At 64.6% G+C, this 13,586-nt stretch carries 10 protein-coding genes; 3 read left to right on the forward strand and 7 right to left on the reverse strand.

The genetic code is table 11. The features are described from left to right. Positions 1–1,239, forward strand: coding sequence for an MFS transporter (locus ABZ319_RS04220; protein WP_354984854.1), 1,239 nt, complete (start codon positions 1–3; stop codon positions 1,237–1,239). Position 1,240: 1 nt separating this feature from the next. Here ABZ319_RS04220 and ABZ319_RS04225 read toward each other — a convergent pair whose 3' ends face one another. Further along, a complete protein-coding gene (locus ABZ319_RS04225; RefSeq protein ID WP_354984855.1) occupies positions 1,241–2,677 on the reverse strand; it encodes a condensation domain-containing protein in 1,437 nt (478 codons plus the stop codon). A gap of 158 nt (positions 2,678–2,835) precedes the next feature. Here ABZ319_RS04225 and ABZ319_RS04230 point away from each other — a divergent pair, with 158 nt between their 5' ends. Beyond that, positions 2,836–4,530 (forward strand): amino acid adenylation domain-containing protein, encoded by a 1,695-nt coding sequence (locus ABZ319_RS04230; RefSeq protein ID WP_354984856.1) that lies wholly within the window; start codon positions 2,836–2,838, stop codon positions 4,528–4,530. Positions 4,531–4,559: 29 nt separating this feature from the next. Here the strand turns inward: ABZ319_RS04230 and ABZ319_RS04235 are convergent, their stop codons facing one another. Then, positions 4,560–6,881 carry an amino acid adenylation domain-containing protein gene (locus tag ABZ319_RS04235; RefSeq protein WP_354984857.1) on the reverse strand — a complete coding sequence of 774 codons (2,322 nt, stop codon included), beginning with the start codon at positions 6,879–6,881 and terminating at the stop codon, positions 4,560–4,562. Positions 6,882–7,188: 307 nt separating this feature from the next. On the opposite strand from ABZ319_RS04235, the gene ABZ319_RS04240 reads away from it, so the two are divergent. Next, positions 7,189–8,040: an aminodeoxychorismate lyase gene (locus ABZ319_RS04240; RefSeq protein WP_354984858.1), complete on the forward strand. Its 852-nt coding sequence runs from the start codon at positions 7,189–7,191 to the stop codon at positions 8,038–8,040. 88 nt (positions 8,041–8,128) lie between these two features. Here ABZ319_RS04240 and ABZ319_RS04245 read toward each other — a convergent pair whose 3' ends face one another. The 5 genes from ABZ319_RS04245 to ABZ319_RS04265 form a co-directional block, all read right to left on the reverse strand. Continuing rightward, on the reverse strand, positions 8,129–9,049 hold the full coding sequence (locus ABZ319_RS04245) for a replication protein RepA (protein ID WP_354984859.1): 921 nt from the start codon (positions 9,047–9,049) through the stop codon (positions 8,129–8,131). Positions 9,050–9,643: 594 nt separating this feature from the next. Further along, positions 9,644–10,108, reverse strand: a complete 465-nt coding sequence (locus tag ABZ319_RS04250; protein WP_354984860.1) for a hypothetical protein — start codon at positions 10,106–10,108, stop codon at positions 9,644–9,646. Between the two features lie 87 nt (positions 10,109–10,195). Further along, positions 10,196–10,423, reverse strand: a complete 228-nt coding sequence (locus ABZ319_RS04255) for a hypothetical protein (protein ID WP_354984861.1) — start codon at positions 10,421–10,423, stop codon at positions 10,196–10,198. A gap of 27 nt (positions 10,424–10,450) precedes the next feature. Further along, positions 10,451–10,657 carry a hypothetical protein gene (locus tag ABZ319_RS04260; protein ID WP_354984927.1) on the reverse strand — a complete coding sequence of 69 codons (207 nt, stop codon included), beginning with the start codon at positions 10,655–10,657 and terminating at the stop codon, positions 10,451–10,453. Between the two features lie 116 nt (positions 10,658–10,773). After that, positions 10,774–13,404: a LuxR C-terminal-related transcriptional regulator gene (locus ABZ319_RS04265; protein ID WP_354984862.1), complete on the reverse strand. Its 2,631-nt coding sequence runs from the start codon at positions 13,402–13,404 to the stop codon at positions 10,774–10,776. Positions 13,405–13,586 lie beyond the last annotated feature (182 nt).

Consider the following 13,586-nt stretch of genomic DNA (forward strand, 5'->3'; position numbering starts at 1 on the left):
GTGCGCCTTCTCGGCCCTTGGCCCGGGCGCGTTCGGCTCGTACTCGGCGGGCAGGCTGTCTCATTGTTCGGTGACGGTTTGGCTGTGGTTGCTGTACCGCTGCTCGCGTTGGGGCTGACAGACAGTGCGATCGTCACGGGATTGGCGACGGCGTCGGCAACGATCGGTTCGCTGATCGTCGCGATTCCGGCAGGGCTGATCGTCGATCGTGTCGACCCGTGGCGGGTCCTGATCGTCGCCGATGTCTTGCGGACTCTTGTTTTCGGTGCACTGTTCGGTTTGGCGGTCGCCGGGTTGTTGACCGCCGCGTGGCTTGTGACGTTCACAGTCGCCGCCGGTGCCGCGCAGGCGGGTTTCGAGACCGCATTGACGGTCGTCGTACGGAACATGGTGCCGGACAAGGATCTCGTTCGCGCCAACGCAGCGGTGGAATTCGCGGCCCAATCAGCGTTTGTTCTGGGACCTGGAACCGCTGCGGTACTCACTGCGGCTGGTGGACTTCATGTCGTGCTGTTGGCCAACACACTGACATTCCTTGTGTCGTTGGCGACCTTGGTGAGCGCGCGCGAGATCATAGGAGTGGCACGATCGACGGCGCGGTCCACGTGGTCCCACGCGATTGCCGATTTGAAGCAGGCTGCGCGCTACCTGTTGTCGATTCGCCCCTTGGTCCTGCTGACTGCCCTGCAAATGGTGGTGAACTTCGGGCTCGCTGTCGAACGACTTCTCGTGTTCTACGCAAGTCACAGTCTGCACTCGAGCCCTGCGCAGATAGGGCTTGTGGTATCGGGGGGTGGCCTGGGGGGAATGCTGGGCGTCGTGACCGCGATCGGGTCCGCACGACGGTTCGGCTCGATCACGACCGTCGCGGGGGGTGTGGTGGCCGCCGCGATAGCCACCATCGCTATGAGCTTCGCGAACTCGTTCCACATGCTGTGGATCGCCAACGTGATGTTCGTTTGGGCAGTCGTACTGGCGAGTGTGGTCAACCGTGCTCTGCGCCAAGAGCTCACCCGCCCTGACATGTTGGGCCGGACGACCGGGTTTGCCCGGTTGCTCTTTCGCTCGGTGGACCCGCTGGGGGTGGTGGTGCTGGGGGCGCTGACAACCGCAGCCGGCGGCGACGCCCGCCCGGCTTTCATGGCCGGTGGTTTGCTCGCGTTACTGGCCGTCGGTGGCGCCTGGTTCGCGGGATTGCGGGAATTCGGGAGCCCTCGGGGCGGGCCCGGCCGACGGTGAATCAGCACTCTTCCTCGAGTCCGATGAGAACAGCATCCAGAACCTCAATCAGCTCGGAGGCGTCGAGTTGCGCACAATGGAGCCGCCCGTAGACGCGCGGAACGGTTTCGGCATCGGACACATGAGTGTGCAGCCCGGGCAAATCCAGGCGCGTTGGCGCGTGTTCGTGCAACTCGAGGTGATTGGCTAGCAGCGCTGTTGGCACTGTGCGTTCGCCGCGGAGGTACTCCAAAGGGACCCGTAGATGGTGCGCAAGCTCAGTTGCCTGGGTTTTCGCGTAAATCAGGGCATCCTGTAACGATGCTGTTCGCGCGGATTCGAACACCGCTGCGCGGAGCGGCGTGAAGGGACCGACATCGCGGTCGGTGGTGCGTTCTTTGTCTCTGAACAGACGCGAAGACACTGCCACCACGTGATCGGTGCCGTCGAATGTGTTCAGCGCGATCGCGAGGCAGGCGTGCAGGACATCGTGCACCTCGAGGTCGGAGGCTTCGGCGGCGGCGCGCAGTCGAATGAGTGTGGGCTCCGCGATGCGAACCGGGGCACAGGACGGCACCGCGTCCGCGGGCGTTTCGGACAACCCTCTGGTTGTGTATGCCCAATAGGACTGTGCTGCGAATATGTCTTCGTGCGAGGAGCTTTCCGACTGAGACAGCACGGGATAAGCGGCATCGAGGCAGCTCAGGTCGGCGGGGACGCCGTGTACGGCATTCGTGTAGCAATCGCCGAGTTCGCGAACGAGAATGTCCATCGAAACTTCGTCGGCGACCAGCCGATCTGATTGCAGCACAAGGACATGTGCCGTCTGATCGAGCTGTGTGAGGGTGATGAGCAGCGGAGTGCGTTCAGGGTCGAAGGCCGCGGTTTGCCAGTGCTCGACCGCGGCGTCGGCGTTGGATCCGTCCATCGTCACGATGGACAGCGGTGCGGGGAAGCGATGTCGCACCCTATGCGCGGGCGACCGACCATTCGACTCCTCCACCACCGCACGCAGGATCGAATGACGGCGCATCAGTGCTGCTGTCGCGGCGCGTAAGGCAGAGTGGTCTACCGTGCCGCTCAACACCAGGATTCGGGTCAAGATTCGTTCGTTGCCCGGCAGTGCGCGTAGTCCCCGCTGACGCAGAGTGAGTGGAAATCTGGCTCCACTGCGACGAATGATGTTGTCCGCGTGCGGTTTTACCGGTTGGTGGACCATGAGTTCGTTGATCGTCGGGTTGCCCATGATGAGTTCGGCGGTGAACCGCAGACCCGACGTTCTGCTCAGTTCGATCGCGGCGTGGGCAGCGGTGAGTGAGTCTCCTCCGAGTGCGAAGAAGTTGTCGTCGACGCTGACCTTCGCTACTCCCAGGAGTCTCGCCCAGGTGTGCGCGATCGTCTCGGCCAAGTCTGAGTTCACGTCCGGGGCGCCGCTGCCCGTCTGGTGCTGCTGGCTCATGGTGTGCTCCTCGCCGAGATTCGGATGCGCCAGTCCAACAGGTTCGCTTCTGGCGTGCCAGTGCGACTTACTCCCATGTGTGGCAGCAACATTGGATTGACCGAGCCGACCGGATGCGGGATCGTCGGCGGCAACCGGCATCGATCTGCGAGGACATCATGGGATCCGACGAGCCAGACGGTGGCCCATTCTTGATCCGGCTGTTCGAGCGCTGGGTTGCGCAGACTCCCGACTGCGTGGCGGTGGAATCGTGTGGTGCACGGCTCACCTACGCGGCCCTGGCAGAGCGCGCAGCGGGTGTAGCGAAGTCGTTGCGGCCATGGTTGTTCGAGGACGACACGCGCGTCGGTGTATGCCTCCCCCGCGGAGTCGACCTGGTTGTATCGATCATCGGTGTCGTGGCTGCCGGCGCTGCTTACGTCCCATTGGATCCCGGGTCACCTGTCAGATGGAACCGTGATCGACTGCTCGCGAGCGCGGCAACGGTCGTCCTGACAGATCGTGCACATTCTCAGGTGTTCGCGAGCACGGACATCGAGACGATCGTCGTCGAGAACACCGTCGGTGCCGAATGGGACTCGGCCACAACCGTTTCAGAATCGCACCGGATCGCCTATGTCATGTTCACTTCGGGCACCACCGGTGTCCCGAAAGCAGTTGCGGTTTCCCAGCGGGGGGTCGCGAATCTCGTTACCGGCCAGAACTACGGAGTATCCGGACCCGGCCAGTGTCAGCTGTTGCATTCGCCGATCACCTTCGACGCCTCGACGTTCGAGATCTGGGGCTCGTTGCTCACGGGCGGTCGACTCGTGGTGGCCCCCGATGGGCCACTTTCCATCGGCGACCTGGCGCACATCATCAACGACCACAGGGTCACGTCGGTTTTTGTGACCACGGCGATGCTACGGGTCATCCTTGACGAGCAGCCGAACGCGCTACGCGGCCTGCAACAGCTGGTCTTCGGCGGTGAGGCGGTGTTTCCCAACCTACTCGCCGATGCCGGCCGACTTCTACCTGGGACGCGTCTGGTGGCCGCGTACGGGCCTACCGAGGCCACGACGTTCATCGCGACGCATCAGGGTTGCCACGCCGACGGTGCGGGCGCGGTGATCGGGTTTCCTCTCCGGCATGTCCAGACCTACGTGCTCGGACCGGACTTGCGGGCGGTCGCCCCCGGAGTTCCTGGTGAATTGTGCATTGCCGGTGCAGCGCTGGCTGTCGGGTACCTCGGAGCGCCCGCGGAGACCGCTGAACGGTTCGTGCCGAACCCGTTCGCAAACGAGCCGGGACAGCGCCTGTATCGCAGCGGGGACCGAGTGCGCATGCGAGAGAACGGTTCGATCGAGTTCATCGGACGGATCGATGATCAGGTCAAGATCCGCGGAAAGCGCGTCGAACCGGTCGAGGTCGAGCGAGCGCTACTCGACCATCCGGGTGTGGTTGCCGTGCGCGTGAGCGCGGAGCAGACCGCGACGCGTGGGACCTACCTGGTTGCTCATATCACGCTGGGCTCCAACAGTTCTGTCGATGAATCGACCTTGCGTGCTCACATGGCCGCGGTGGTCCCGGACCACCTGCGTCCCCAGACGTATGTTCTTCGATCGACCTCACGGCTCACCGCGCACGGCAAGGTGGAGGGGGCCCGCCGGGTATCGACCACGGGCGCACAGACACCGGACGCGATGTACTCGGTCGTAGTCAACGGGGCGGGTCAGTGTGCACTGTGGCCCACCGGCCACACTGTGCCTGTCGGCTGGTCTTCCACCGGCTACGAAGGATCGAGGGTGGAATGCAGGGCCGCCGTGGAACACATCTGGCCTGACATTTTGGGTCCCGCGCGCTGGGACAGCTGAACGGATTGCCCGCGCCGATCGATCGATTCCTAAGGGTCGGTGGCGCGTTCGGCATCGGGCAACGCGCTTCTGTCGATCTTGCCGTTGGCGTTGAGTGGCAGCGCTTCCAGGATGACGAAACGAGCCGGCACCATATAGGCCGGCACGATCCCCGAGAGCGATGTCCGGACGCTGCGGCCCGTCGCTCCTGCAAGCGGGTCGAGGGTGACGTAGGCGATCAGCCTGGGTGCGTGCGTGTTCGAGGTTGCAATCACCACTGCGCCGGTGACCGCGGGGAGCGCGGTGAGGGCAGCCTCGACCTCCGCGGGTTCGACACGAAATCCGCGTATTTTGACCTGGAAGTCCGCGCGCCCGCGAAAATCGAGCTCACCGTCCGCATTCCACGCTGCCAGGTCGCCCGTGCGATACATGCGAGCGCCCGGGCTGAACGGATTTGCCACGAACCGTTCGCAAGTCAGGTCAGGCCGTCGCAGGTAGCCACGTGCGAGTTGTGTCCCCGCGATGTACAACTCACCGGTTACTCCAACCGGCGCGGGGTGCATCCGACTGTCCAGCACGTAGACGTAGCAGTTCCAAGTCGGCGCACCTATCGATACAACCGACCGTTCCGAGCCCCGCACGCGATGCAGCGTGACGATCACCGTCGTTTCGGTCGGCCCGTACACGTTGAAGAACTCGCTGTCAGGACATTGCTCCAAGAATCGTTGCGCAAGACTGCTGGTCAAGGCCTCGCCGACGGTGAAAACGCGGGCTGGAGCATGTGTGAAGCCGGCCGACAACAGTGCGTCGAGTAGCGAGGGAACGACATGCAGCAAACTGACGCGATAGTCGGCGATGAGCGCGTCGAGGTACTGAGGATCGCGTTGCCCACGCGGCGCGCACAACACCAGGCAACCGCCGCTGATGGTGACCGCCCAGAACTCCCACACGGACAGATCGAAGGTCGCCGCTGCTTTACTGATAATGGTGTCGTCCGCGTCGATTCCGAATTCCGCTGTCTTCCAACGCAGATGGTTCACTACAGCCGCGTGGCTGACAAGGACTCCTTTTGGGCGGCCGGTCGAACCCGAGGTGAATACGGCGTACACGCTGTTGGATGGGCGCAGGGTGGTGATTCGCTCGGTGTCGTCCACACTGCCGATGGCGAGATGACTCAGCGAGAGATCATCGATGCGGATGGTCGGAGCTCGATCGGTGTAGAATCCGGTTTCTGTGTTGGTCAGCACGCAGCGGGGCTGCGCACAGGATAGAACCTCTTCCGTGTGTGAGCGCGGCGCGTCCGGATCGATGGGGACGTAGGTTCCCCCCGCCACGACAATTGCGTACTGTGCGACGACGAGGTCGATCGACCGAACGAATGCGACGGCGCACAGCGTTTCAGGCCCTATCCCTTGTGCGATCAGGAACCGTGCGAGCCGGTTCACCGCCGCTCCGAGTGCGCGATAGGACATTTCGATGCGGCCTGCTCCCGCCGCGTCGGCGATCAGTGCTATCGCGCCGGGGTCCAGGGCGCACGCCGCGTCCAGCAGTTCGGCCAGTGTCGGATCGACCTCGAAGTCTCGAGCCGTCGCGTTTCGACGAACGATCAGTTCGTCGTGTTCGGCAGGAAGTAGAACGTCCAACTCTCCCACCGGCGTCTCGGGGTCGGCTACGATGACGGCGAGCAGATGCACCACGCGCCGGGCAATCGTGTCGGCGGTCACGGTATCGAACAAATCGACGGAGTACTCGAGGCGACCGTGCAGCGGAATCGGGGTCCTCGACCCGCTGTCCGGTCCTTGCTCGAAGATGAAGTGCAGATCCAACGGCGGATACATCTGATCCGAGGTGCTCGCGGCGACAGCGGGCCCGAATGTCAGACCGATTTGAAAAAGCGGATGCCGGTCGTGAGGCCCGCTGGCCCCGTGAAGATCGACAAGCCATTCGAACGAAGCTCCGGCATGTGTGAGCACATCCATTTCGTGACGGCCTTCGCGCACGAGTAGCGCGGAGAACGGCTCCGCTGCAGCGACATCCGTGCGGTACAAGCTCATTGCTTGCTGCCCTGAGCCGCATGCTCGTGCCCCCATCGGTATGTCGACACTGTCGGACAAGCGCGCGAGCAGCGCTGCCAGCGCTGTCCGGACGAACGTGAACAGGCTTACCTCTCCAGCCAATGCCCATGAACTCATCAGACGGTGCGTGTCAGCGGGGACGCTGATTGCCACCCAATCGATTCGATGGCTCGGGTCGACCGGACGAGGACGATCGAAAGGGAGGTTCAGCTGATCCGGCAGGGCTGAGAGCATTCGTCGCCAGTAGCCGGAGACTGCACTGTGAGGATCGAGCGCATCGTGATCATCCAAGGCCAATGTCCACCCTCCGACGGCAGTCCTCCAGCCGAAGGTGGCGTCGGAGGAGTTGCGTGACAACGCTTTACGGCTGCTGCTCTGATTGTTTCGCACTTCTCACTGGCGCGAACGGCCCTGCTCTCACGTCAGGGAAGGTGACTGCGCAGACCGCAGACCGCGTCCGAGACGCCGACATTTACAGCACCCCATAGGTATTCGCAGGTGGCACCTTCGAGCCAGTTCCTCGTGGTGGGGAGGGGCCGAGATTCGGCAGGTGTTTGCCGGTACTCTTTGCGCCGCAAATCGTCTCGACATGTCAGGTAGGCGCGTGGACAAATACGGCGGTGGTGACCGAAGTCGGATGGCGGTATGGGTGAACGGTGCGCTGACAACCGGCTCGAACTCGGTGGTTTCGGCGCTCGATCATGGTCTGACCGCGGGAGATGGAGTCTTCGAGACGATCAAGACACTCGACGGGGTTCCATTTGCGCTCACCCGGCATCTGGATCGTCTGGCCCGCTCGGCGAAGGGCATGGGATTGCCCGCGGTGGAGCCGGGGAATCTCCGGGACGGTTGCAGAGCGGTGCTGTCAGCGAACGACCCTATCGACAATGGCAGGCTCCGAATCACAGTGACCGGCGGCCCCGCACCCCTGGGATCCGAGCGCGGCACACAGGGTCCGACCGTCGTCATCGCTGTCGATCCGAATCCGGTGCGGTCGAGGACTACTACCGCTGTCACGGTCGAATGGACACGCAATGAACGCAGCGCCACCGCAGGTCTGAAGTCTACGTCCTATGGCGAGAACGTAGTGGCGCTGGCTACCGCAACATCCTTTGGTGCCACAGAGGCGCTGATGGCGAATACGATGGGTCGCCTGTGTGAGGGCACCGGCGCGAACGTATTTCTTGCCATGAACGGTCAATTGTTCACACCGCCCCTGAGTTCCGGCTGTCTGGCCGGCATAACCCGAGCGTTGGTCCTGGAGTGGGTCGGCGCTGTCGAACTCGACCTCCCCTTCAGCGCGCTGGCCGTTGCCGACGAGGTTTTTCTCACTTCCACGGTGCGTGACGTCCAAGCCGTCACACTCCTGGATGGAAGGCAACTGCCTGTCGGCCCACTGACCGCGAACGCGATGCGCATCTTCGAGGCACGCTCGATCAGCGACGTCGATCCCTGACGACCTGGTGCGCCACATGCCGGGTTTGTCAGAATCAAGATCGAGCGACCGCCATTGTACGAGAACGCACTCACACGCTGGAGTGTATCTAGGTCCGCGCCAGCGCCCGCAACCCCGGCGACAGCGGAACATGGGTCAGACTCGGGCGGAGCTCGACCCCGAAGTCGGTCACCTCGACCTTCGCCTGTGGGTACACGGCGACAACTTCCTTGAGGGCATCTGTGAAATTCCTCCGAAATTGGTGGCGCCGACGCCTGGCGGTCGGGTCAGCATTTGATCCGAACTGAATCATCAGAGCGTTCCATGGGATGCGTGTCGGCCGAGACACCGTGAACATGCGGTACGTCAACCAGGCGTACGCGTCGAGCCGGAGGGCCGAACCGCCGAGCGCCTTGATGGCGTTGAGATCGATGGGCACCGGATGCTCGGTAACCTCCTTGAAGAACTCAGGGGACAGCCGCACCATCGAGGTGAAAAGCGACTCCTGCTCGCCCTGTGGCTCGGAGCCACACCATAGGTTGTACGCCGACGCGACAGACAGATTCGCGCCCACTCGACGATTGGGAGCTCCCTGGTATTCCACGTTGATGCTTGCCTTGAACAGCCGATGACCCTGATTACGCATTCGAGTCAGTGAGCCGTTCTTCCCGCCGGTCGAATCTAGACCCATCGCCTCCATGAATTGGGACAGCGATCCGAACTCGATCTCCGGAGACTGTGTACGGACCGCCTCGGTCGCGAGCAGCGTCATTATCAGCCGCGGCATCGTTCCGTAGGGGAATCCGATCGATATCTGTGAGCCTTCCTCATCGATGGTCATGCCGGGGGTGATCGTCAACAGTAAGTCGCCGTTGCGTCGGCCCCAGACTTTCTTGTCCGGGCCCGGATCCCGGTAGGGCAAGGACGCTTGGGCCAGCAGTCGCGGACCGAAACCGATGTCTTGATCAGCAGCCCACACCTCGGCAGCTACTCCCGCGAGGTCCAAGGAGGTTCTCTTGGGACGCGGCATGGCTAGCAGCGCACAGAGGTGGCGCACCGCCGAGGACGGCCGGGGGAATCGACACCTCCTGGCGCCGCGCATATCTCGCGGACACGAACCGAGTGATCGGAGTACGGCCAAAACGTACATCTACTGCCCATGAGCTTTTCGCATACATTGCTCATCCGTCGACCCCGCACATGGAGGGGAGATGTCCGGACATCAAAGACCAGGTCCTCATACGGGAATTCTCACCGATCTACAGAGAAGGCCGGAGTTCGATATTCCCAGAGATGGGAACTACATTGCCGCACATGTTGATTGGTAGACGAGCGCAAGACCTGTGCTCATTTAGCTGTCGCCGTCGCCGATTCCTATCTCCACACCACTCTCGGCTGTCTTGTCTCCGGCTGGGACGACAGAGGTCTTCTACGACCATCTGCTGAACGATGGAAATCGTTCGCCGCAATGAAACCGTATGTTGTCAAGGGTATTTGCCTACTCGAGCTCGTCGCCGATACGGGCGCACCGCCGGTCCTCAGCCACACCGGATCCGGTTTCGCGTACTCAGGAATCGGCCCGGCTCGAGTCGCTCGCGGGCCGTTCACACTTCCGGACAGCGATTCAGGGGGCCTCGTCCTGGAAACGGTAGACGGCGACGTTGTCCGGCGCCTGCTTGGTCGATCCGCCTGCCGCATAGGTGAAGTCACCGGACACGTCGTCATGGCATCGCAGCGTCAACGCGTAGGTCACCGGCTCCCGGGTATCGGTCTGTGTGCTGTCGATGACCGCCCTGCCGGGTTCCGGGACCGAATACCGATAGGCGCCCTCGTGCCAGCCACCGGTGCCGACCACCAGGTAGCGCAGGGTGTCGGCGGTGTGGAAGCGGACCACGACCGTCGAATCGCCCGAGGGGGCCGCGGGGACCGAACGAGTGGTGCCGCGCAGAACCAGGAACTTGCCCGCCACCCGGTCCGGGACCGCGCAATGCGGCGACGGGTCGGTGGGGTCGGCGTGGCCGACGGCGGTGGACAGGAGCGATCCCAGCGCGAGTGCGGCGACGGCGGCGACGCAGGTGGAATTTCTCATGTGTTACCCCATTCCCAGCTCGGATGCGGTCCGAGCTCATTCGAGGGCCGGGCCGTTGCTTCGCCGGATCAGTTGTGGCGGTGACGGTTACGGCCAGCACCAATCGAGCGTTGCCGAGCCGGGGGTGGGAATGTGGACGCAGATGTTGATCCAGATGTAGGGAGCGTCCGCGTTGTGGCGCAGGGGCTGGACCGCGTCCGAGACCGTGGCCTGTTCGGTGGTGGGCTGGTCGGCGAACGCCGCGGGGGCCGCGAGGGTGATGAGCGGGACCGTCAGCGCGGCGACCGCAGCCGCGCGTGTTCTTCCTGCGAACATGTCGTGCACTCCTTGGTCGGAACATCACTAGTCGGGTAGTTGCCGCATTTCGAGCAGCGTGAGGCCGAGGTTGTCCAGGCGGGCCAGGACCCCGCGCATCGCGGTGGGGTCCGGAACAGCGCCGAACAACACCGTCGTGCCGTGCTGAGGCGGGGTCGAGGACAGATCGGGGAACGCGGCCAGGGCACGATCGGACAGCTCACCGTCGACAACGAACTGGTATCTCGTCGACATCACCGATGACCTGCCTTTCCGGCCCGATTCCTGGGTTTGCGCAGTTCAGCGTTCTGCAGTGTGCGCGCCGGGTGCGGGTGCGCCTTCATCCGGCGCGGGTGAATTCGGCGGCTGGGTCAGAGCAGTCCGCTGCGACGGGCCACGACCATGACCTGCATGCGGGAATTGGTGCCGAGTTTGGCGTAGATCCCGCGCAGATGGGTTTTGACGGTGTTGATCGAGACACCGAGATCCTCGGCGATCTGCTGGGTCGTGCGCGCGGAGGGCAGCTGGCGCAGCACCTTGAGTTCGGTGTCGGTGAGGGTGGGGTGCCGGGAGAGCCTGTTCACCAGGGGATGCCGGCGGATCGTCGAGGCGAAGGCGTTGTGCTGGCCGAAGCTCTCGGCGAAGGCGTCCAGCAGCGTCAGCGCGCCGGGGACGTCCAGGAACGGTCGCACGATCTGTTCGGGTGCGCCGGTGCGCAGCGCGTTCGCCAGACTCTGCCGGGCCTGGACCTTGCCGCCGAGTTCGTCGTGCGCGCGGGCGTGCAGCAGCCAGGCGGTGACCGCGAGGACGGTATGCGTGGCCGGATCGGCCAGCAGCGGCTGGACCAGGTCCAGGACCACCCTGGATCTGTGTGCCGCCGATTCCAGCGCCGCCTGGGAGACCGCGATGTCGGGTGATTCGCCCAGGACGGCACGGGCTTGATCGACCAGCAATTGCGCCTCGTAGGTTTCGCGCACCGCCAGCAGCCGCCACACGATGAAGGGGATCAGGCCCCCGCTCATCATGGTCGGGTGGGTGTCGAGCAGCCGCGAGAACCCGTGCCGCAGCAGTTCGGCGTCGCGGCTGTGGTCATCGGTGTTGTCCGAGGCGGCGAGGGTCGCGACCAGATAGGTCGGCCAGCCGCCGGCGGGTCCGGTGGAGCCGTCGAGCAGCTGCTGCTCGGCGAGAGCCGGAGTGGGACCATCGGATTCGCGGATCGCGCCCTGCAGGTAGCCGCCCAACGCGGCCAGCGCCGCCGCGTTCGCCGCCTCGGCGGTATGACCCAGGTCGTGTTCGCGCGCGAAGTGCACTGCGCTGTCGGCCCGTTGGCGCATGAGGGTCAGCGATCCGGCCAGTCCCGCGGCCATGGCCAGGCGGGTCGATGCCCGCAGGCGCAGGCGCGGGTGGGCGCGCACGTCCGCGACCGCTATCGCGGCGCGCAGGCGCTGTTCTGCTTCGGGGAGATCGCCGTGCGCGAACCGCGCGGTCGCCGATTCGACGGCGAGGTAGCAGTCCACGTCGGGTTGTCCTGTCGCGGCGCGGATTTCACCGCCGCCGAGGTCGGCGAGGGTGCCGGTCGCCAGGGCCAGTTCGATGTCGACCGCGTCGCGCAGCGCGGTGATGGTGTCCTGATCGACCAGTGAATCGGCTTGTGCTCCACGATGTTCCAGCGCTTCACGGTAGGCGCGGGCGGCGGCGATATCGGTGCGGGCCAGTGCGTCGACCACGTGCAGCAACCGCACGAACGGGTCGGCGAGCAATCGCGCGTCCAGCCCGGCCAGTCCGTCGAACAGCGACTCCCCCTGCCCGTCGAGAATCATGGCCAGCGCCTGCTCGCGCAGAAAGTCCAGCAGCGGTGCGCGGTGCGGCACCTTCAGCAGATGCGCCAGCGCGAGCGCGGGTTCACCGGCCGCGCGCAGGTACAGGGCGGTGCGCAGATGCAGTTCCTCCGCGACCCCGGGTCCCAACCGGTTGAGTTCGGCTTGGAAGTAGGCGCGCAGCAGCGGGTGATACGCGAACCAGGTCGTGCCGCCGCGCGTGACGCTGGTGATCGGATAGTTCTGGCGGGTGAGCTCGTGCATCCACTGTGCCGCTCCCCCGCCGACCAGGTCATCGGCGAGTTGCCCGGTGAATTCGGCCGGGACGCTGGTGTAGGTGAGGAACAGCCGCAGGCCGGGTGAGAGGGTGCTGATGAGCTCGCCCGCGAGCAGGTCCGAGATCGAGGTCGGCGGGACCGCGAGCGCGGCCAGGGCGGTGGCGGGCTCTTCCTCGCGCGCGGCGAGGAAGATCGCGGCGATCCGGACCAGCGCGGCCCAGCCGCGGGTCAGGTCGGTGAGCAGGCCGATGCCCGAGTCGTCGAGTTCGCAGCCGTGCTGGCGGCAGATCTGCTCGGTCTCCGCGGCCGAGAAGGCCAGGTCCGCGCCGGTCCAGCGGCGTAGTTGGGAGCTCAGGTCGAGCAGGTGCCAGCGGATCGGGGGCTCGAATCGGGCGGCCACGATCGTGCGCACGCAGGCCGGCGCGTGCAGCAGGAAGTGTTCCAGGCCGGCCAGTGTCACCGGGTCGGTGGCCAGGTGGGCGTCGTCGATGATCAGCAGCGCCGGTTGCGCGCGGGCGGCCAGCGCGTCGGCCAGGTCCGCGGCTTCGCTCATCGGCGTGGTCAGCGGGCCGCGCGCGGGGCCGGGCAGGTCCCACATCGTGCGCAGGCGCTGCCACAGATTCGGGGTGACGTGCGGTGCGCCGGACAGGGTCAGCCACGCGACGCCACCGGGGAATTTCCGGGCGGATTGGCGGGCCGTCCACTGCGACAGCAGCACGGTCTTCCCCGTCCCGACCGGAGAGCAAATAAGCAGCACGTTCGCGTCGGAGTCGAGCGCGTCCCGATTCAGGGCCTTCAGATGCGCGGTCCGCGCGAGCGGGGTGAAGGCGAAGGACGGAATGCCGTCGCGACCGCCGGTGGCTGTTCCACGATGCGCCGACGAGCCCGTAGTACCAGGTTTCGTCATTAATTCTCCCGCGGGCATGGTCTGGGCGACACGTGTTCCACCCGGGCGACGCTATCGGAATGACCTGCCCATTTCGGACATTAAGGCAGAGTGTGTCCGAAGCTTCACCCGGAACAGGTGAAGGGCATTTTTGCGTGATTGGCTAATGTCTGGCTTCTTGTCTGCACGACCTCGACTCGCAC

This window comes from Nocardia sp. NPDC005978 (assembly GCF_040614455.1).
In the GTDB taxonomy this organism is placed as follows: domain Bacteria; phylum Actinomycetota; class Actinomycetes; order Mycobacteriales; family Mycobacteriaceae; genus Nocardia.